At 38.9% G+C, this 20123-nt stretch carries 17 protein-coding genes; 6 read left to right on the top strand and 11 right to left on the bottom strand.

Annotation, left to right across the window (positions count from 1 at the left end):
- The 3 genes from NXS00_RS01265 to NXS00_RS01255 are packed head-to-tail and all read right to left on the bottom strand — an operon-like array spanning position 1 to position 2529.
- Positions 1-897 (bottom strand): helix-turn-helix domain-containing protein, encoded by an 897-nt coding sequence (locus NXS00_RS01265; RefSeq protein ID WP_258097293.1) that lies wholly within the window; start codon positions 895-897, stop codon positions 1-3.
- A gap of 5 nt (positions 898-902) precedes the next feature.
- Positions 903-2099 carry an MBL fold metallo-hydrolase gene (locus NXS00_RS01260; RefSeq protein ID WP_258097292.1) on the bottom strand — a complete coding sequence of 399 codons (1197 nt, stop codon included), beginning with the start codon at positions 2097-2099 and terminating at the stop codon, positions 903-905.
- Positions 2100-2103: 4 nt separating this feature from the next.
- Positions 2104-2529, bottom strand: a complete 426-nt coding sequence (locus NXS00_RS01255) for a putative quinol monooxygenase (RefSeq protein WP_258097291.1) — start codon at positions 2527-2529, stop codon at positions 2104-2106.
- Positions 2530-3897: 1368 nt separating this feature from the next.
- On the opposite strand from NXS00_RS01255, the gene NXS00_RS01250 reads away from it, so the two are divergent.
- Entirely contained in the window at positions 3898-4254 is a 357-nt protein-coding gene (locus NXS00_RS01250) for a hypothetical protein (RefSeq protein ID WP_258097290.1), read from the top strand.
- Positions 4255-4356: 102 nt separating this feature from the next.
- On the opposite strand, the gene NXS00_RS01245 is transcribed toward NXS00_RS01250, so the two are convergent.
- Entirely contained in the window at positions 4357-7899 is a 3543-nt protein-coding gene (locus NXS00_RS01245; RefSeq protein ID WP_258097289.1) for an OmpA family protein, read from the bottom strand.
- A 250-nt stretch (positions 7900-8149) separates the two neighbouring features.
- Between NXS00_RS01245 and NXS00_RS01240 the strand changes: the two genes are divergently transcribed.
- Complete coding sequence (locus tag NXS00_RS01240) at positions 8150-8521, top strand: hypothetical protein (protein WP_258097288.1); 372 nt, start codon at positions 8150-8152, stop codon at positions 8519-8521.
- A 241-nt stretch (positions 8522-8762) separates the two neighbouring features.
- Positions 8763-9200, top strand: coding sequence for an acyl-CoA thioesterase (locus tag NXS00_RS01235; protein WP_258097287.1), 438 nt, complete (start codon positions 8763-8765; stop codon positions 9198-9200).
- On the opposite strand, the gene NXS00_RS01230 is transcribed toward NXS00_RS01235, so the two are convergent.
- Entirely contained in the window at positions 9186-10421 is a 1236-nt protein-coding gene (locus tag NXS00_RS01230; protein WP_258097286.1) for an MFS transporter, read from the bottom strand. The two genes, NXS00_RS01235 and NXS00_RS01230, sit on opposite strands and share 15 nt — an antisense overlap.
- A 150-nt stretch (positions 10422-10571) precedes the next feature.
- On the opposite strand from NXS00_RS01230, the gene NXS00_RS01225 reads away from it, so the two are divergent.
- Entirely contained in the window at positions 10572-11198 is a 627-nt protein-coding gene (locus NXS00_RS01225) for a carbonic anhydrase (protein ID WP_258097285.1), read from the top strand.
- Positions 11199-11390: 192 nt separating this feature from the next.
- Here the strand turns inward: NXS00_RS01225 and NXS00_RS01220 are convergent, their stop codons facing one another.
- A complete protein-coding gene (locus tag NXS00_RS01220; protein ID WP_258097284.1) occupies positions 11391-11759 on the bottom strand; it encodes a DUF779 domain-containing protein in 369 nt (122 codons plus the stop codon).
- A gap of 262 nt (positions 11760-12021) precedes the next feature.
- Positions 12022-13551, bottom strand: coding sequence for an aldehyde dehydrogenase family protein (locus tag NXS00_RS01215; RefSeq protein WP_258097283.1), 1530 nt, complete (start codon positions 13549-13551; stop codon positions 12022-12024).
- Positions 13552-13745: 194 nt separating this feature from the next.
- Between NXS00_RS01215 and NXS00_RS01210 the strand changes: the two genes are divergently transcribed.
- The gene (locus tag NXS00_RS01210) at positions 13746-14672 is read left to right on the top strand and encodes an AraC family transcriptional regulator (protein WP_258097282.1); all 927 of its coding nucleotides are present in this window, start codon (positions 13746-13748) and stop codon (positions 14670-14672) included.
- On the opposite strand, the gene NXS00_RS01205 is transcribed toward NXS00_RS01210, so the two are convergent.
- From NXS00_RS01205 to NXS00_RS01190, 4 genes are all read right to left on the bottom strand, one after another.
- Positions 14648-15304, bottom strand: coding sequence for a hypothetical protein (locus NXS00_RS01205; RefSeq protein ID WP_258097281.1), 657 nt, complete (start codon positions 15302-15304; stop codon positions 14648-14650). The genes NXS00_RS01210 and NXS00_RS01205 overlap by 25 nt on opposite strands.
- Positions 15305-15340: 36 nt before the next feature.
- A complete protein-coding gene (locus tag NXS00_RS01200) occupies positions 15341-15919 on the bottom strand; it encodes a hypothetical protein (RefSeq protein ID WP_258097280.1) in 579 nt (192 codons plus the stop codon).
- Positions 15909-16421, bottom strand: a complete 513-nt coding sequence (locus tag NXS00_RS01195) for an RNA polymerase sigma factor (RefSeq protein ID WP_258097279.1) — start codon at positions 16419-16421, stop codon at positions 15909-15911. The genes NXS00_RS01200 and NXS00_RS01195 overlap by 11 nt, the downstream gene beginning before the upstream one ends.
- 83 nt (positions 16422-16504) lie before the next feature.
- A complete protein-coding gene (locus NXS00_RS01190; RefSeq protein WP_258097278.1) occupies positions 16505-17635 on the bottom strand; it encodes a hypothetical protein in 1131 nt (376 codons plus the stop codon).
- 238 nt (positions 17636-17873) lie between these two features.
- Here NXS00_RS01190 and NXS00_RS01185 point away from each other — a divergent pair, with 238 nt between their 5' ends.
- The gene (locus NXS00_RS01185) at positions 17874-20084 is read left to right on the top strand and encodes a methyl-accepting chemotaxis protein (RefSeq protein ID WP_258097277.1); all 2211 of its coding nucleotides are present in this window, start codon (positions 17874-17876) and stop codon (positions 20082-20084) included.
- Positions 20085-20123: the final 39 nt, after the last annotated feature.

Below are 20123 nucleotides of genomic sequence, written 5' to 3'. Positions count from 1 at the left end.
TTAGTTAAGATTCCTGAACTGCAGTGGAGTTTGTCCAACATGCTTTTTGAAAAGTCGAGTAAAGTGCTGTGGATATTGAAATCCAATATCATAAGCTATTTCACTTATCGATTTGCGCTCGTTAAGGATAAGATCCTTAGCGCAGTTGATGACCTTTTCATGGATAAATTCAAGGGCTGTTCTACCGGTTTCTCTTTTAACAAGATCGCCAAAGTAATTGGATGACAGGTGGAGTTCATCTGCACAATAAGAAACCGATGGAATACCCAAAGAAGAGGGTTTATCTGATTGGTAATACTCGTTGAGAATATTTTCAAACTTCACCAATACATCTTTAACCGCATGCTCACGGGTTATGAATTGCCGGTCATAAAATCTCAAACAATAGTTGAGCAACAATTCAATGTTGCTGGCAATAAGTTTCCTGCTGTGTTTGTCAATTGATTGTGCCAATTCCAGTTGAATGTTAAGTAAGCAATCCATGATCGTTTTTCTCTCTCGTTCAGAAAGATGAAGTGCTTCATTGGCGTTATATGAGAAAAAGCTGTAATCCGCCATATGAGTACTAAGCGAGGAGCCATGAATCAGATCGGGATGAAATGCTAATGCCCAACCATTAGGTTGATAGATACCATCTTCCTCAATTCCCATCACCTGACCAGGTGCGACAAACATCATCGTACTGTCTTGGTAGTCGTAGTGATTCCGACCATACTTGATCTCGCTGCACTTGCTGTCTTTCAGAAATACGATGTAGAGACTGGAGATCCATTTGGTAGGAGATAGGGGAGTACTTTTTGATTGATCCAAAACAGTCACCAAAGGATGCTCGGTTGATTGACCTCTTTCTGTATTAAACTGGGATACTGATTTTAGTTGGATGATGTTTTGTCCCATTGGCGTCATTTGTTTTTCAAGGATTTTAAGTCAAAGGGTTCTCCTGGGGCTAACAACACGATCCTTTCTGGGTTGATGACTGTGCCATAGAGATCCTCTGGGTCTCCGTTGAAGGGAGCGAAATCCGGTGCGTCAATTGTTCCCCAATGATGCAACAGGAGTGGGGTATTCGGATAAGTATTTGCAAGTTTTATTGCTCCCTCCAAAGTAAAATGCCATTCACTGTCTGAGAAATCAAATAATATGACATCTGGTGTTTTCATATTCAGATGTTCGTCCATCAATCGTGAATCTCCAGTCACCCAAATGCTTCCATCGGGAGTTTCAATCAAGAAACCAGTACAGTCTTCCTGACGAAAAAAGCGATCACTGGCTCCTGGGTAAGCATTTTGCCAAGAATGATCTGCTGGAGTAAGAGTTATGGTGATGTTGTCCACTTTAAACTGGTCATCAATCTCATATCCAAAGGATTTGAAACCCTGATTCTTCATTAACGAATCGACATAAACTGTTGAGTGAAATGCATTCGTAACAGCTGCCAATTCTTTGAGTGTAGGAATACTGTAGTGGTCATTGTCGCTATGGGTAACTAATACAGCATCTAAATGTGGAATGCTCTGAGGAGAAATTGGAATATCAATCATGATGGGCATATCAAAGCCCTGCATCAGTGGGTCAACCATAAATGTTGTGCCCCGGCTATTGATCAAAAAACCCGCATTGCCGAGCCATCGGATTGTTGTTTTATCTGATGGTTCAAAAGCCTCTCCTCCAAAGGGTTGGGTAGCAGGAGGTCTGGCCTGAATGTTTTTCTTACCAATTAAACCTTGCTGCAGTTTGGAGTTCAATGCAAATGGAATCACTTCGGTCCGGTTAACCGACTTAACCCATTCTCCGGCAACAGCCTGAAATTTTAGATAATGGTTCGTTTGCTGATGAGAAGAATGATCTTCTTTGGAGGAGAATGTTTCAATAACAAATACACGACCGGAATCTTGTTTGTCGTACACTGCATAAATTTCCAAAGCTCCATCTTCCAGTCTAACTGCTGCGTCAATGTCTTCCCTGAGAGCCGCTTTGAACTTCGGAATCTGTGACTTTTCTACTGTAAGCTCCACTATACGCATATATAGCGGAATGTCTTGAGCTTGAGCGCTCAGAGTTAGCAATAGTAGGGTAAATACAAATGAAAGGAACCTCATACACTTAATTATTTAATTTTTCAAAAATGGATTGCATGGTTTCCGCATCAATAACATTCATATCAATCAATCTAAGTTCTTTGACCATGTGCAAAGTGCTGGTTTTATAATGCTGAAAATGATCTGAAGCGATGTGTGATTTGTAAGATTCTTCATCAATGTAAAATTCAAGGATTCTGATTTGAGTAGAATCTTGCTTTTGGATCAAAGGAAATATAGAAATGACCCCAGGTTCTTTGATCACTGAAGCCCTGGACTCTTCCTTTAAAATATTTATATACTCCTCAAAATATTCAGGATAGATTTCAATTTCTGATATTCGAATCAGGTGGTCTTCAGAGCTTTTTTTACCTGGAGTAATGATTTGCGCCATCAGGACATTGAGTTGTGACATTAACAGTATAGCAAGTGTGATAATTGTTTTTTTCATTGGAATTAGTAGTTGACTAATTATTGATATACAGATGTTGACAAATGTACGGTAGCTATTCCCTCGAATACTGATATAAAATACTGGTTGTTTTACCAATTTCACAGATTATTTAAGAGGTATTTACTTGATAGGCGCGTTGGCCCGCCAAAATACCCGGGCGTGGGTCGGCCTGTGCGGGTGATAGGTGATTATTTTGGTCCGGCGTGGAGCGCTAGGGTTTTTGAATACTTTTGACGGTCCGCCGCAGCGGGCCAATGCCAAAAGTATTTGCCTGCCCGGCATGAGGGCTTACAGAAAAAGTCATTTGAAACCCGATCTCAATATTCTGCCGAATCTATAATTAATAAGGCACTCAAAGGAAATTCTGGATCAGTTGCTTGATGCAATTGAAATTAGAAAACTAATAGTCGATTGCTATGAGAATACAGCGTCGGCTTGCAAAGTGTATCACAGGCAATTTTGTAACGCCTGAGAATTGCGTAGATGGATTGATCGTGTACGAATGATCGAATATGGTAAAATAGAACATCACAATTGCCTGTGATTCTCTTGCTGTTGAATGGCCAATATCCAGCCTTAGCTGGAAGCGGGTTGTCAAAAAACTTTATCAAGTCGTAGAGGGCTTAGGCCTGGGCGCCCCCGGCACGGTGTGGGTCGGCAGACCTGGCCTTAGACAATTAGGCTTACCAGCAGCGAACAAGATTTATTAAGTAACATAGTCGCTGCGGTATCGAATGAAGTTGTGGCCAGGCTAGGCGCCCCCGGACTACGGCGGTGGCGCAGCGGCTATTTACACATAACACAAATTATATAACATGGGAAACCGCCAAAGGAAAAGTCAAGCTTCAGGTGCACTACACGTCCAAACTCGCCGGCTACTGCCGGCTTAACATAATAGTCAATTATATAAGCAGGATTCGTGTGAGGGATATGGATTTGTTTTAACATATAATCGACCGATCTACAACAGGCGAGCCTGGCCGGCCGCACTGTATATAGATCTGATTATATGTTAACCAGCAAGCTGGTCTCAAATCCATATACTTAAGTTATATAATTTATATTATGTTAAGTTAAGTATTTTGGAACCTCTACTCTAGGGATAATTCTTAATCGCTTACGTTTCTCAATACACACTCTTGTTATCCGCATAATTCCTAAGCGCTGAGAATCACGTAGAATCTTTTGAGTCGTCCTGTGGCTCGTACAGCTCGAAAATTTGATTAACCCCATATCGACATTGCACAGATATCTCTGTTCTTGAGTTAGTCATCTACAGCGCTGTACAGCTCATCGATTGTTGGCCTGATCATTGTATGTCTTCTATTACCTTGATATCAGTTCTCATTTTTAAATAAGACGATCATGATAGACACAGCAACCCTTGAAAAGAAAATTACCAGATTGTTGATTACCGCAAAGCATATTCAAATGCACGGCGTTGATCCGTTAGTGACTGAAGATTTTGAAGATCAGCTATACGAACTCAAAATTAAATACGGTCAGTATTTGAATGACATTTTGTTCGACATCTATGATGAATACTGTGAAGACGATGACTGTCCAGACATCATCGAGTTTTTAACATCGGATAAAGTCGCTGTACATCCAGACGAATTGTTTCTAAGCGACGCATTCCTGGAAATGAAAACGAATCCACTAAGAATTGAATTGTCAGGCAACAATGATCAGTTCCATGAAGTACTTTGGAAAGTAGCCTGAGTAATTTGATAATGAATAAGTTAGTATTTTAGTTTCTATTAGTTGTATCGGCCATTGGGTTTATGAATTGATTTTAGGCAATCAATTTGCGAAAAGATACACTCAATTCTCAGGTTGAACCAACAAGATTTCTACTCGTCTATTGGCTTGATGTGCCTCTTCTGAACAAGTTCCTGGTTGAGAACATTCTTGTGCTAAATGCGATTCACCATAATAGTTAGTAATGATTCGCTCTGCTGTAATTCCCTGCTGAATCAACAGCTTCTTCACATGCAATGCTCGTTCTTCGGATAACCCAAAATTGTAGGCGTCTGCTCCCTGTATGTCCGTATGCCCATCCACTATAGCATACCAGGTTTTGTGTGTCTCTAGCCCTTGTTTTACAGATTGTAAGCTGTTCAATTGATCCTTTGGCAATATGAACTCATCCAGATCAAAATAAACCGTCACCACTTTGATCACACTATCTGTTAAGTTGATGGGTTTAGACTGCATGCGATCTCGATATTGATCAATTAAAGCATCATGAATAGTCAACTTGTCAATGGATTTATAAGCAACAATATAGGATTGCTCCAACTCACTATCCTTTTGGATTTCACGAACCAGGAAGTAACTCGGCAATTGTGTGATGTAATACTTATAGTATTGGTTTTCTTTAAAGGATTTTATAGTCAATGGACCGTTGTAGATTCGCTTAAGCTCATCGTCTTTTAGCGGACGAATAGCCGCTGCAACTTGTAGTCGATACAATAGGTTGCTTTCCTTATCTGGATGAATACTCAAGTCAGACAATAGGCGTATTTTCTTTGTTTCTTCTGACAAATGCTTCTTAGCTACAACCAGACTTGATGCCTGTGCTATTGTGTCACTTGTATCCGTAAGAACAACTTTATCTTCCGGCTCTTCAACCATCAGGTTTGCTGCTAACTCTTCTTCTGTGTCTGCTAATTCAACGGTATCTTCTACAGCAATTAAGGATTTAGGTTCATCCATATCTTGAGACTCTGGAATTGAATCCCTAGAAGCAATACGATCAGAAGATTCAATTTCTGGTTGCTCTGTTAAGGTGTCGGTTATCTCGATTGACTCCTGTAAACTTTTCTCCTTTTGCTTATAAACGAAGGCTGTCGCTTCAGTTGATGAAATGGTGTCTGTTAGTTCTTCAGGTGCCTTTATTTCTTCCACAATTTCAGGTTGTGCGGTAGCTATAATATTGTTAGAAAAAACTGCCGGACATTTAGTAATAAAGGCATCTTGGACACCACTACTCAGCCTTAACTCATTGGCTTGCTTGTAAGAACTTACTTCTGCGATGTAATATTTGTAATAGCCTTTATCATCATAAGTCATCACAGTTAATGGGCCAGAATATATGGATCTTAATTCCTGATTTGTAATAGGCTTAAGCGCTGCTGCAACCTGTACTCTATAACAATTACTTGATGGTCTTTCTGGTTGTATATCAGCTTGCTCCTCTCCTGTTTTCAGCTTTAAATCACTGTTGATAACCTGTTTATTTATAGCTAGTTGTGAGGTATTGATTGAATCTTCAGATTGAGATTGGCTATTCACAATGTACTGGTCAGTTATTGTTGCTCTTTGTTCATTTTCTTCTTTGACTATGAACTCCATAGAATCATTTATTACAAAAAGCTCATCACTCAGGCTTTTAGCTAGTTCAGTTGATTTCAAGGAGTCCGTTATGCTGGTTATATCAGCCATCAAAGTGGTATTATCCGTCAATAATGCATCGTTAGGTTCTAATTCCTCAGCATCCTGTGAAGCTATGACTGAGCTGTCTGATACCGCATCTGATGCTAGTGCTATTTGAGTGGTGCTATCTTCAATTAAAACACTATCCAATGTGGCGATCAGTTCCACGTCTGCAGTGTCTAGTGCTATAAATTCTTCTGTAATAACCTCATCTATCAACGTGTCTGAAGCAAGGGATTCCTCTGCAAACAGTTCTTCCTGTATTGGTTCTGGTTCTCTGATGTACTCTTCTTGCTCTTCATTCGAATCAAAACTTTCTTCGATCACATAGCCAAAATCTATGGTGTCAGTAGCAGACAAAGTCTCTTCATAATCACCGTATATAATGCGTGTTTTTGTACTTGCAGTTTTGGACAAAGGAAGCAACTGAAAGGTCACCAAATCACCGGGATACAATCGAATATCCTCAATTCTGTTTTCGTTGGGATCCAGCCATCCTGACTGGTGCTTTTGACCTAGAGAAACTGTGCGAATATTGAAAGTGAACAAATCTCCTTTAGGAAGGTTAAAAACGCGAGATTTCAGCTCCTGTGGACCGTGTCTATGATTTTCAAGGTGGACGTTCATCCTATAGTTTGTCCCTGGAATAATGATGAAATCAATGTTTTCTTCCGGACTCTTAATCAAAACTGTTTCTCCGCTCGATGAATAAATTGGCAATCCGCCCTTAGAGACATTGATGATCATTCGCTCCTTCTTTTCTTCAATAGGAATCGCAAAGTTGAACTGGGTGATGGCAAGCACCTGGAGATGTCCTGTCTCGTTATCTCTGATCAGATAACCCTCATCCTTACTCGTCCAAAATACTCCTAGTTCATTCTCTTGACTATTAAGGGGTTTTGGTAAGGCCCTTGCTTTGTTGGTTTTAACATCATAAGCGTGCACGTCATACCCTTTTTCATAGGTTCCAGCGCCAATAAACAGTGTCTGCCCGGATGCGAAGTTTGGAAAAGATAGATTTCCTGAAACTCCAGCAAGTGTTTGCTTTACGGGCTGTTCCCATTTCTTTCCACTCCATCTGCTTCGGTACAATTCACTCATTCCATTTATGGGATTAACAGCGGTAAAATAGAGTGCATTTTCTTGCAAATTGGATACTAAATGCTGAACACCTGGCTCAAACTTCTTCCATTTGATCTTATTCAAATCATCAAGTCGATCCGTTCCTCCTTCGGTATAATACAACTTATTATTACTCGAAGACTCTTGCACCAATAGAATGAATTGATTCAAACCTTCTATTTGTGAAATAGATTGAAGTTTTGATAACTCGATTCCTGCTAAGTCAAAATCTTTGACATTCTGACCATCAACGATTTTCCAATTGCCAGTGTCGTTTTTATAGATAAGTTGATCTTTCCATAAAGTAATACTCTGATTGTTATCGGATAAGGATATTGGCAACGGATCAAACGTTACAAAGGAAGTGTCTTTGTATTCTGACAGGTCTATATCCTTAAGTGCTGCTTGATAGGCTTCAAGCAAGCCATAAGCTCGTTTTGAATGTCCTTTTCTAATCAAGCTGAATAGGTATTCTCGATAATGCTTTTCTGTAAAGGGATTGCCAGTGAGGAATGCTTGCTCATACCAATAGAATGCGGTATAGAGTTGATTCTGCTGATAATAAATACTTGCCATTTCAGCCATAGCATACCCGGCGTTAGGTCTGTCTTGAATGGCTTTCTGATAATGTAGAAAAGCGTTCTTTAAATCGAAGTAATCGTTGTAATAATCTGCTTTCAAAGAATATACAGACTTTACGGGTGTCTGTGCATCCATAGTCATTTGTGCCTGAGACGGCAAAATGAATAATAGGAATGCTACACCTATTGATAGATGTATACAGAATGTGCTGAGTTTGGAGATCAAAAAATTAGCTGGTTGAATCCATATTGAAATTAGTGGATTTATCCATTATCTGCGAACCAATTTGGTGTGAACAGGAATATTTTACAGCTCAATGGTCTTGAAGGGTAAAAAATCTTAGTTCTTTGCGATGATAGATGAAGGTTAGCTGACCTTTATAAAATTCCATACAGACCATAGTTGTCAGTGAAAATTATCATGTCGACCACAACATATTCCAAGAGACAGAGTTATTATTGAACCAATTCAGCAAATGACTAACCAGCTTCAATCATATGGACTACAGTTATTTAGCCTGTTACTGGCTATTTACATGATCAATTGGTCTGTAGATTCTCCGGATTTAGAAGGTCGCTTTAATGGACAGGTCAATGAGATTGAATCCGTTGTTGAGCTGATATATGAAGTCGTGCTGGATCGTCCCAACACCTTTTCGGAGTTTGATGAACCAGATCCTGAGCAATCGTCCATAGTCTCCAATTATACGATTAAATCCTTCGAATTTGATTTAAAACCAAACCACTTTGACTGGATTGTTGATTCCCATTTTGATGACATTACGGAAACTAAATGTTATGATCCATACCTGGCTATTCCTACTCCACCTCCCGATTTTAGCTCTTAGCAAACACATTACTACCTTGATTTAACAATCAGTTTATCAATCAATTACAAAGTCAGTAATTATGTTTCTATTGATCGTATTCTCCATTGTGTCAACGGCGTTAGGAGTTTGGATTGGGTTTAATGGAAATGAAGCTTTTCATGCACCCATTCGAAAGAAATAAAGATTTTAAGGTATCTCAATGAATTTTGGGATACCTTTTTTAGTTATTAGCCGTAGGCAATAAATACTAATTTAAGTTATGAGCGAAACAACTATCAGACCCCTACTTTTAGAGAAACCAATACCCGTAAATGGCTATGATATTGATGTCTTAGGAATCGTAAGCAATATTGTTTACGTCAGGTGGTTTGAAGACCTTAGAATGCACTTTCTGGACACTTATTATCCTTTTCAGGAATTATATAAAGAAAACAAATCTCCTGTATTGGCTACTACTCAAGTAGAATACAAATACCCTCTGACCATTTTGGACCAACCGACTGGTTATGTATGGTTATCCAATGTTTCCAAATCGAAATGGGAATGTTCATTTGAAATAAAAACCGATTCTAAAATACATGCCAAAGGAATTCAGGACGGATATTTTATTGATATAGAGCGTAAGAAACCCACTCGAATTCCTGAAAAATTCATGGATTTATATAACAACAGTTTGAATGAGTTAAGGAGTAGCTAAGTGATTCCGCAAGAAACTGATAGCCACGAGTAACCCAAGTATACTAAAGCCAACCAGAACCATAAATAAGTATTGATGCCCCAATGCTCCTGGATTATGATCAAGGATGACACCCATGAGTGGACCCATGAATATATCTGGTGTATATCCTATCACGGACACTATTCCCGCAGCACTTCCTGTTACTTTCAAGGAAAGCTGTGATTCCTCAAATAGCGCATAATAGACTCCTCTAAGTCCATAAATGGCTACACTGGTGAGTGTTAATGTGATCACCAGATAAACTTCCATTCGCACCATCCAACCACTAGCAATCAAGGCACTTCCAATAGCCGTAATGATAAATCCAGCTATGATCGTTTTAGACGTGAGCCATTTATCAGCGATAATGCCACTTATAACCGCAGCGACAGGTCTGGCCCAGAAAGTGATGGCTGCTAGCCGTGCTGATTCTACATCATCATAATGAAGTGTGTCACTCGCATAAAGTGAAAAATCATCCGTGCACTTGTAACCTACATAGGCGCACAACACAATGATGGCATGTTTCCAGATGACCGACTTTTTAACGATAGACTGGACACCTTTCATATTAAACCCTGGCGATGAACTCTGATCATCTTCTAGTACGAAATAGGCCAATACGGCGCATAGAGCAGTGAATATGGTGAAGATTAAAATAATCGACTGAAAAGCACATTTTAAGTTTAAGTACGAAACACTATCCGGATCATTAGGAATCAGATGGTCCAATAAAAACACCGCGACAAACGCCATCAGAGCGGCTATAACGCCTCGTCCTGCATCTACTAAGCCAAATGATTTACCCTGACCTGTTTGCAATCCAAGTATTCGCTGTGCTTTGACAAATGAAGACCAAAAGAGCAAAATCGTAGATGCTCCCCAAAATGCATACAACACTATCATACTTGTCATGGAAGGAATGGTATACATCCATATTCCACCTAAAGAAGTCATAAGCAATGCAAAAGGAATGAGCTTTTTTGGATTGAATCGGTCTGCGATTGGTCCACCAGCGAAATAGGCGATCATTGCAACAATACCATAGGCTGAAAAGGCGGTTCCAATCTCAAGATTAGTTGTTTCAAAAACCGTTAAGAATGTAGGACGAAAGATTCGGAGTATCACGAATGGCAATATGAACACCACCTCTCCTATAATCATCAGCGTAACTAAAATGAGGACATCCTTGAGTTTCATGTCCCTGCAACTTAAGGTTTATTACTTGGAAACTGGTACAAAAAAGAACTTTCAACCGATGGATGTTACATTTAGCCAAAATCAAAATGCATTTGCCTTTCGGACAAAGTGTACTATTTTAGCTCATGATTGCGCACTAAAACTATCACAATGGAAATAAAGCAAATATTTGACAACAATAGAAGTTGGGTTGAGGACCGATTAAAGCTTGACAAAGACTATTTTGCAAAATTGTCAGAGGGACAAAGCCCTGAAATCCTTTACATCGGATGCTCAGATAGTCGTGTGACTGCTGAGGAGCTGATGGGTGTTCAACCTGGCGAAGCGTTTATTCACAGAAACATTGCCAATATGGTTCCTAACACGGATCTAAGTGCCATGTCCGTTATCGAGTATGCTGTGAAGTATCTGAAGGTAAATCACATAGTGGTTTGTGGACACTATTACTGTGGTGGCGTGAAAGCGGCTATGCAGTCTCAGGATTTGGGTATCCTAAACCCATGGTTGAGAAACATTCGTGATGTATATAGAACTCACAAAGAGGAGTTGAATGGCATCGAAGATGAAGAGCAACGTTACAAGCGTTTAGTTGAACTAAATGTAGAAGAGCAGTGCATCAATGTAAGTAAAGCTGCAGTGGTACAACATGCATTTAGAGATAGAGGCATTAGCATTCATGGTTGGGTATTCGACATTCACTCAGGCAAACTGATTGATTTAAATGTGGATTACAGCAAAATCATGTCCAACATTATGGAAATCTATCACTTGGATTAAGGTATAGGTTTAAACCAATAATTGGCATTTGAAATAACTAACTAAAGGTCGCTGCATGGAGTAGTGACCTTTTTTGTTAGGTGACATTTGATACAACACATTTACTCATTGGCGAATGAGTTTTGTCCTCGCATGAAGTAGCTAATTAATATTCGTTGTATCAGATTATGGCATAATTGAAATTCGGAGTAACTAGAATCTTCCTTCCTTTTTCAGCGCTGCTAATTCCTCTTCTGAAAGCAATCTGGATCGAATAAGAAACCGAATGCCCATAGGGATTTCGAGGGAAAAACTACTTCCCCTACCTTTTGTGATATCCAAAGTCAGGTGTGTATGTTTCCAATACTCATATTGCTCTTTGGACATGTAAAAGGGACAATCATCTACATGCCCTAGTAAGATGTCACTTTCTCCTATTTTGAAGTCTCCATCCTCAAAACACATGGGTGATGAGCCATCGCAACAGCCACCGCTTTGGTGAAACATGAGCTTTCCGTACCTTCCTTTCAGGTCCTCTATTGCAGCAGATGCCGCTTTGGTTATTCCGATTCGTTCTATCATTTTGGGTGTATTGAGTGGGTTTAATGGGGTGATTGAGATGGTTAAAGACTCGCTTAGACTCATCTTAATTGCTAGTAGTCACTGAGGTTTAGACGTTGATTCAGTGAGTGACGACAAAGTAAAAACATGCCCAACCCAGTGGATCAGGCATGTCAACAACATTAGTCAATAAGTCCGGTAACCAGCCGAACCCCCTTTACCCTGACAATGATTTCAATAAGAAGTCATTCGTCATTATGGGTCTAACCTTTGGATTAGATTTTTAGAAGAATCCTAATTTCTTCTTATCGTAGCTGATCAACATGTTTTTGGTGTTTCTATAGTGATTCAGCATCATTTTGTGTGTCTCTCTTCCGAATCCAGACTTCTTATATCCTCCAAACGGAGCATGCGCCGGATAAGCGTGATAACAGTTTACCCAAACTCTACCTGCTTTGATCTCTCTTGGCATTTTGTAGATCTCATGAGCATCTCTGGTCCAAAGACCTGCACCCAAACCGTACAAGGTGTCATTGGCGATTTCCAACGCATCGTTCACATCTTTGAACGTAGTAACAGAGGTTACTGGACCGAAGATTTCCTCCTGGAAAATTCTCATTTTGTTGTGGCCTCTAAAGATGGTTGGTTGGATGTAATATCCGTTTTCCAATCCACTATTCAAGTTGGCAGCTCCACCACCACAAAGTGCTTCGGCTCCTTCTTTTTTACCAATATCCATATAGCTCAAGATCTTCTCATATTGATCGTTGGAAGCCTGAGCACCCATCATAACAGAACCATCCAGAGGATGACCCAATTTAATCGCATTTGTTCTTTCCACTACGCGCTCCATGAAACGATCATAGATAGAATCATGAACTAGTAATCTTGAGGGACAAGTACATACTTCACCTTGATTCAAGGCAAACATCACCGCACCTTCCACACATTTGTCAAAGAATTCATCATCTGCCTCAGCGATTGATGGCATAAAGATGTTTGGAGACTTACCTCCTAGCTCCATAGTCACTGGAATCAAGTTTTCCGATGCATACTGCATGATCAAACGTCCTGTAGTAGTTTCACCTGTGAAAGCCACTTTAGCTACTCTTGAGGAAGTTGCCAACGGCTTACCAGCTTCTGTACCAAATCCAGTAACCACGTTGATTACTCCCGGAGGCACCACTCCTGCAATCAACTCCATTAACACCATAATAGATGTTGGAGTTTGCTCAGCTGGTTTCACAACAGTTGTACAACCTGCAGCCAAAGCTGGAGCTATTTTCCATGTAGCCATTAACAATGGGAAGTTCCATGGAATAATTTGTCCAACCACTCCTAGCGGCTCTTGTAGGTTAATGCTTACGGTGTTTTCATCATGCTCAGACATGGTGCTTTCGTCACCTCTGATCACACCAGCGAAATATCTAAAGTGATCTACACAAAGTGGTAAATCAGCAGCTCTTGTTTCTCTAAGAGCCTTACCATTATCGATGGTTTCAACTCTTGCGAGCATTTCTAAATTATCTTCAATAATGTCTGCAATTTTCAACAAGACATTGCTTCTTGCTGCTGCAGATTCTTTGGACCATGTGGCAAACGCCTTGTGGGCTGCGTCCAATGCTTTTTCGACATCAGTGGCATTTCCTCTTGCAGATTGAGTGAACACTTTGCCATCTATGGGGCTAATGTTGTCAAAGTATTCACCAGAGCTTGGCTTTACCCACTCTCCTCCTATAAAATGCTCATATTGCGACTTGATTGCCGGCCGCTCGACTACTTGATAAGCTTCTGTTAAAGTTTCCATACTCATTTTTAAAGTTGTTGTTATTAAAAGCGTTCTCTAAAACTCCTTCAATAAATTCAACTTCATTTTGCTGAGCGTCTAAAACGATTTGCTGAGCGTCTAATCTTTGAAAATTCCTTAATCTCACACCTTATATATGCGAAAGTTTTTGCATATTGGTAAAATGTTGGCTTTTTAGAAGTCAATTACACAATCTTGACATGAAGAAGTACCTGATTGATACATTTGCCCCGAAAGATGAGCGCTCGCTTTTCACACTAGTTGAAAATCGCACGGCCCACTCATTTGACATGTGCGAACTCAACTTGTTTGAGACACATCAGAGTGCAGAAAATGTCAATTTAGTTTTCAATCACTTCGTGCTAACCAGCATGCTTTCTGGTAAAAAAGTCATGAAGTTGCCTAAGCGTCAAGCTTTCGACTACCTACCGGGTGAGTCTGTCATTCTACCTCCTGGAGAATTGATGAACATTGATTTTCCAGATGCCAAGAAGCAAAGTCCTACGCAATGTATCGCATTGACCATTTCAGATGATGTGATCAAAAAAACGATCGATAATCTGAACGATTTACATCCAAAAGCTCAAACCTGGGGTGACTGGAACATCGATCCTTCCATTTTCCATTTAACCAATAACATGGAATTGGCCGATACGGTCAACCGTATTGTGAAGATTACCAAGAGCGAACAGGGAAAAGTAAAGGACTTGATGGTCGAGCTGACTCTTCGAGAAATGCTCATTCGACTGATGCAGACCCAAGCCAGAGTCTTGTTTGAAGAATCTTACAACATGTTATCGGCAAGTAATGCATTGGCCAATGCTGTTCAATACATCAAGGTGAATCTTCGTGGTAAAATTGACATGAACAAACTGGCTGATCAGGCTTGTATGAGTCGTGCCTCTTTCTTTAAGAAGTTTAAAGAAACCATGGGCGTTACTCCTGCTCAATTCATTTTGAAATCACGCATTCAATTGGCTCAGAAAGATCTTAAGTCCTTGAAAACCAGCATAACAGAAGTCTGTTATGCAAGTGGATTTGAGAATGTGTCCCACTTCACCAAAAGCTTTAAGCAAGAAGTGGGTATGACTCCTAGAGAGTATCAGCTTTCTGTTTCTTCTACTTGATCATAATTCTTTGCCAACAATTCTATCGTCATTTTAGTGCTGTTTATTAGATAGACTTCCTGACCATTGATTTCTTGAAACAAGTATATCAATCGTAATAACTGAGCTAATTGAACTCTTTCTTCATACATCTCATTTGAAAAGAAGAAATCCCTCATCTTGAGGGCTGTTGACTCAACCCCGAGTTCTTGCAATCTAAAATGTTTGTTGATTACGTTTGAGAGTTCATAATCCATTACCATAAACGCCTGTGATTGCTTAAAAGAGTCCCATGAAACCCTGCTTATAAAAGGAAAAGCGATGGTATTGCCATTTCTTTCAACTTGAGCAGAAAATAAGTCCATCAACGAATTTTCACCTATTCTATCTGGATACTCTTTCAGGCTATCATACAAGTATTGAAGATTACTAACTAAGGCATCATGATATATTTGTGATTTTTCTAACTCAATCAAATTACTTCTAAGCTCTTTGGTAATTGCCTCTATAGCAAGTGCTTCAACGTTTTCCAGCTCTTTTGTGGCGCGCCGTTCTGTTAGCCAGAAGGCAAAATAAACACTACTGAAAATGAAAATGAACTGCAATACATTTGTTGCAATAACAGAGTTCCAGTATTTAGGATTGAGCTTCATATAAATCGGAATTTAGCCCTAATTTAATAACTAGATTTACTTTTCGTTGCTCAACAGCATCTCTTTCAGCTGAACTAGTCTTCTCTTATGTCTTCTATGAATCATTCGGTGTTCTACTACAGATAAAGCCAAAGTGAGAATGAAGAAGATCGCTACACCTATCAGAAAGGCTGCTGATTTATCACTTTCATAAACGGAGAACCAAACCAGAACAAAAACAGGTATGCCATAGATAAAAGCAAAAATGGATAACCGCTCCTGATACGTTGCATTATTAATGGCATGGTTAATGTCTCCGAGCATTGATCGATCAAACTCATTTTCTCCTTTGATCCTTTTTTGTCTTTGCAGGAACATATACACCACAGAACCATATAAGACAAAGGACAATCCATATAAGTATACATTGTGCAAATCAAGAATAAGGTTTTTGCCCAGTATGAAGGAACCAACCAACAGGTTTACTCCTATCAAGAACATTTCCATTCGGTTGATCTTTCTACTCGCACCAATCTTCTTATTCAGTATTTTCTTTTGCATAGCGTCTTCATTGATCGCAAACGCATATTGCTGACTATCAGCATTCCATATTTTTTGCATGTCTTCAAATTCCATTGTTAGCAGTCATTTTTTCTGATTGTTCTTGCAAGTACTTTTTGATTCGGTGAATCTTCACCGCAACGTTGCTTTCTGATATCCCAACAATGTTGGACATTTCCTTATAACTGAAACCATCCAACAATAACAGACACAGTGATTTCTCCACTTCGGAGAGTTTACCTATCTGCTCATAGAGCCACGTAAGGCGCTCATCTTGATGCTTTGACTGAGCTTCAAGAACAGGTGCAGACTCCATGGATTGTCTTCCTTCCTGATGTTTTCGCTCTTTGCTGTGCCATCTTATTGCGGTATTGAAAGCAATTCGATAAATCCAGGTTGTCTCAGCAGACTCACCTCTGAAATTGGGAATAGACCGCCAGACTTGCAATGTGATCTCTTGAAAGAGGTCATCTCGATCTTCTTCATTATGAGCATAGGCCCGAACTACTTTGAAGAAGAGACCTTTGTGGCGATTTAACCAGTCATGAAGTATTTCCTGCTGTTTTGTTTCCGTCATTAATCGAACATTTGACCAACTAGTACAGAAGGCAGTGAAATTTCTTACAAATGATTAAAAAAAAATTCGAACGATTTAGAGATTTAATTTTCAGAAGTCTGGCATTTGTTCTTAATGAATTGATTATCAAGTACAAATGTCTTAGAATAATGGAATGAAACTCTATTTGTAGTTAATTGACAGCTAAAGCTCATTTCTGCCCCATCTTTGATATTATGAAAATCAACATCCGGAACAATAGCAGGGTTACAAGCTATAGGTCTTGAAAAATCTTCTAGTCGATTGCTAGCTATTCGATTAATTTCATTTTTTAAATCACTCACTTTTCTTTTATCGTCCAAACGAGCAATTAAAAGTTCTTCATCTTCAAATTCCAGATCTCTTCCTATCACTTTCCCAACACGTTGAATCAAACTATCTTCAATGGTAAATTCGTTTCTAAAAAAAGTATGTACCGTAGCTACTTTAACAAAGTTGTCAGTAGAACTGAAATCTAGGTTTTGGTAAAAATCCTGAAGCCTATTTCCATCCAATGTGAATGAATCTAGTGGTAATTCGTGAGTGTCATACCAGATTTCATGTTTTTGATATTCATATCCTTCCAAAATCTCCCCCAGTTCATTCTTTTCAGGCATGCATCGTGCATACATATTGACTTCTGTCGCCAGATAATGAAACCCATTGCGTTCTCTGAAAAATGGAATTTTATATCCTGTTTTCAACGCCCACTTACCCTGATACTTGTAGCAAGGAAAATCACAATCATCAGGAAGTTCATCTAATTTACTGAATGGATTGATAAAGGAAGTTTCAAAAGACCACTGTAATGTATTGTCCCGATCAGCCTGATGATTTACCTTTTTATTGCTCATGGAACGGACGTCCCAAAAAGAATATATTCCATAAACAAGTAGACACACTGCAATTGGAAACCAAAGGATGCTTCTTTTCCAATCAGATTTTGGTTTTCCTACTAACTCAAGTTGCTCCTCTAATTGAGATACTTTAATAATTCGATCAATATTTTGAATTGCACGTTGGTACTCTCCCTCTGTGGCTGTTTCATTTATTAATCTGGAAAATTGAGCATCACTATACCCCAATTCTCTAGAAATTTCAGAATTACTACGTTTTTCGAATCGTTTGTTGCTTTCATCAAACTTTCCGTAAAGTTTCTTGAGTTTAGATACAAAATCCGAATATAGCTCCTTCATAAGTAATTGTAAGTCTAACCATTTCTTTTAGATGGCTCAATAAAATTTGATAAAATTCGTTGAAATCCCTTATAATTTGATTCAAGGCCACTTTTTTCAAAATTCCTAAATATTATTACGAATCTCAATTGTTGATTTTTTTCGCCCTTAGCTTCAATTGAGTCTGTTTTCTGAATGAAAACCTTATCCATTGATGGTATTCTTCAGAAAGTAATTGCACCCTAACCAACGACCAAAAATGAACTTAAAACGCAAAGTTTTAGTATCACAGACTGTCCTACTTATTGGCACTATTGGTATTATCAGTGCAGTTAGTGTCTTCAGTATCTACAACAAAGGAAAGACGGATGTACAGTCATACCAAACTGCACAAATAGATGCGGCTAAAGAAAAGCTGATTACTTCTGTAGAAATGGTAGCAAGTCTTTTAGAGCATGCACTTAATCAAAATGATCCAGAAGTTCTTCAGCAGGCTTTTAAAGAAATTTCCACTATTCGCTATGACAATAACGAAGGTTACTTTTGGATAACTGACAACCAGTTACCCTATCCTACGATGGTTATGCATGGAATCCGTGAAAAGGATGCCGGTCAGATATTGGATAACGAAAAATTCAATACGCTGATAGACCACCCTGATAAAAACCTTTATCAATACCTGGTTGAAAATTGTAGATTAAATGGAAAAGCTTATGCAGATTATAAAATGCATAAACCTGGCGTGGAGGGATACATTCCGAAGATGGCTTATGCGTATCAGTTAAAAGACTCCAATCTCATCGTTTATACTGGCATCTATATGGATCAAGTAGCTAAAAATGTCGCTATTCAACAAGAGATCATCGAGGATCAGATATTCTCAATAATTTATTGGATTATAGGGTTAACTGTGTTCATATTAATTGGTTCCCTATTAGCAATCAATCACTTCAGTAGTCTTATCATTCATACGATACTAAAAGTCAAAGAAACACTCAAAGATTTGGCCAGAGGCCAGGTGGCAAACCGATTAGAGTTACAAGGAAATGATGAGATACACGAAATGGTTGATTCACTGAATCAATTGATTATCAAATTCAATAAGTATATACAGATAGCCAATGATATTGGTCATGGAAAACTATCAACAACCAATCATCAGTTTCAAAAAGAGGATCAATTAGGAATGTCTCTGCACGAGATGCAAATTAATCTGGCCACTGTGATTCAGGAAATAAAGGTTGTTATCAGAAGTATTGGAATAGAAGGAAACTTGCAGGTTGAGATACCAACAAAAGGTAAGACAAACTCCTGGAAAGAATTGGCAACCGGAATCAATGATATGACCAATGCCATTCGAATACCATTTTTATCTATGAATGAGTCGATAGCGAAAATGGCTATTGGAGACCTCTCATTCAGAATTGAGAATAATTATCCGGGTGAAATTGGAGAAATAGTTGATAACCTCAATGGTTCGTTGGATGAATTCAGTCACCTCATCAACCATATAACCGACCTGGTGGACTTTATTGAAACTGTTTCTGAAGAAAACGCTTCTTCTGGAAATGAAATGAAGATAGCAAGTAATGAAATGAATTCAGCTATAACAGAAATCAGTAATGGAGCAAACAGCCAAGTTTCAAGGATTGAAGCCTCTTCACAGCGCATTGAGAAGATCACCAGTTTTTCAGCAGAATTAAATACAGAAATTGAGAAAATTTCCAAGAAAGCCTCACTAGGTAAAGGTGAAAGCGAGCGAGGGCTTTCGATCATGCGGCAGATGAAAGAATCATTTAGCACCGTTTTAAATCAGTCTTCAGATGCGCACAAATCTTTCGAAATACTAAGAAACAGATCTGTCGAAATCAATAAAATAGTTACAGTTATTTCTGAAATAGCTTCTCAAACGAATTTATTGGCCTTGAATGCGGCAATTGAAGCTGCTCAAGCTGGCGAGGCTGGAAGAGGTTTTGCAGTGGTAGCTGATGAGATTCGTAACCTTGCGGAGAGTTCTAAAAAATCCGTTTTAGAAATAGAGTATTTAATTCAGGGCATACAACAAGAGACGAGCATCAGCATGGAGTACATTAAAAGTATGACATCTGGTATCCAAACTAGTGAGCAATTCACCAAAACCGCCTCTGATAAGTTTCATTCAATAGACGAATCTACCAAGGAAACAGCTTTATTATCCAAACGAATATTAGAAGCATCTAATCAGCTGGTAGAAGATACAAGACAAATAGTTCATAATACAGAATCAGTTATTGTTATAGCCGAACAAACTGCCTCAGGAGCAGAAGAATTAACTACCTCTTCTCAACAGTTTTCGAACGGTATGGAATCCTACTTGGAAAAGAGTGAGTCACTGCATGAGAAAGCTTTGAGGCTTAAACAAAAGCTGTCTTCAATAACTGTAATCAAAAGTCTTGATACTGTTGGTTATTACCTGACCACTGAAGCTTGATAAAATTTGATAAAAATGCTTATAATCTATTTAAATGAG

Origin of the sequence: Marinoscillum pacificum (assembly GCF_024714495.1) — a bacterium.
In the GTDB taxonomy this organism is placed as follows: domain Bacteria; phylum Bacteroidota; class Bacteroidia; order Cytophagales; family Cyclobacteriaceae; genus Marinoscillum; species Marinoscillum pacificum.
The sequence above is the reverse complement of the archived record's forward strand: the minus strand, read 5'-3'. Positions and strand labels throughout refer to the sequence as shown.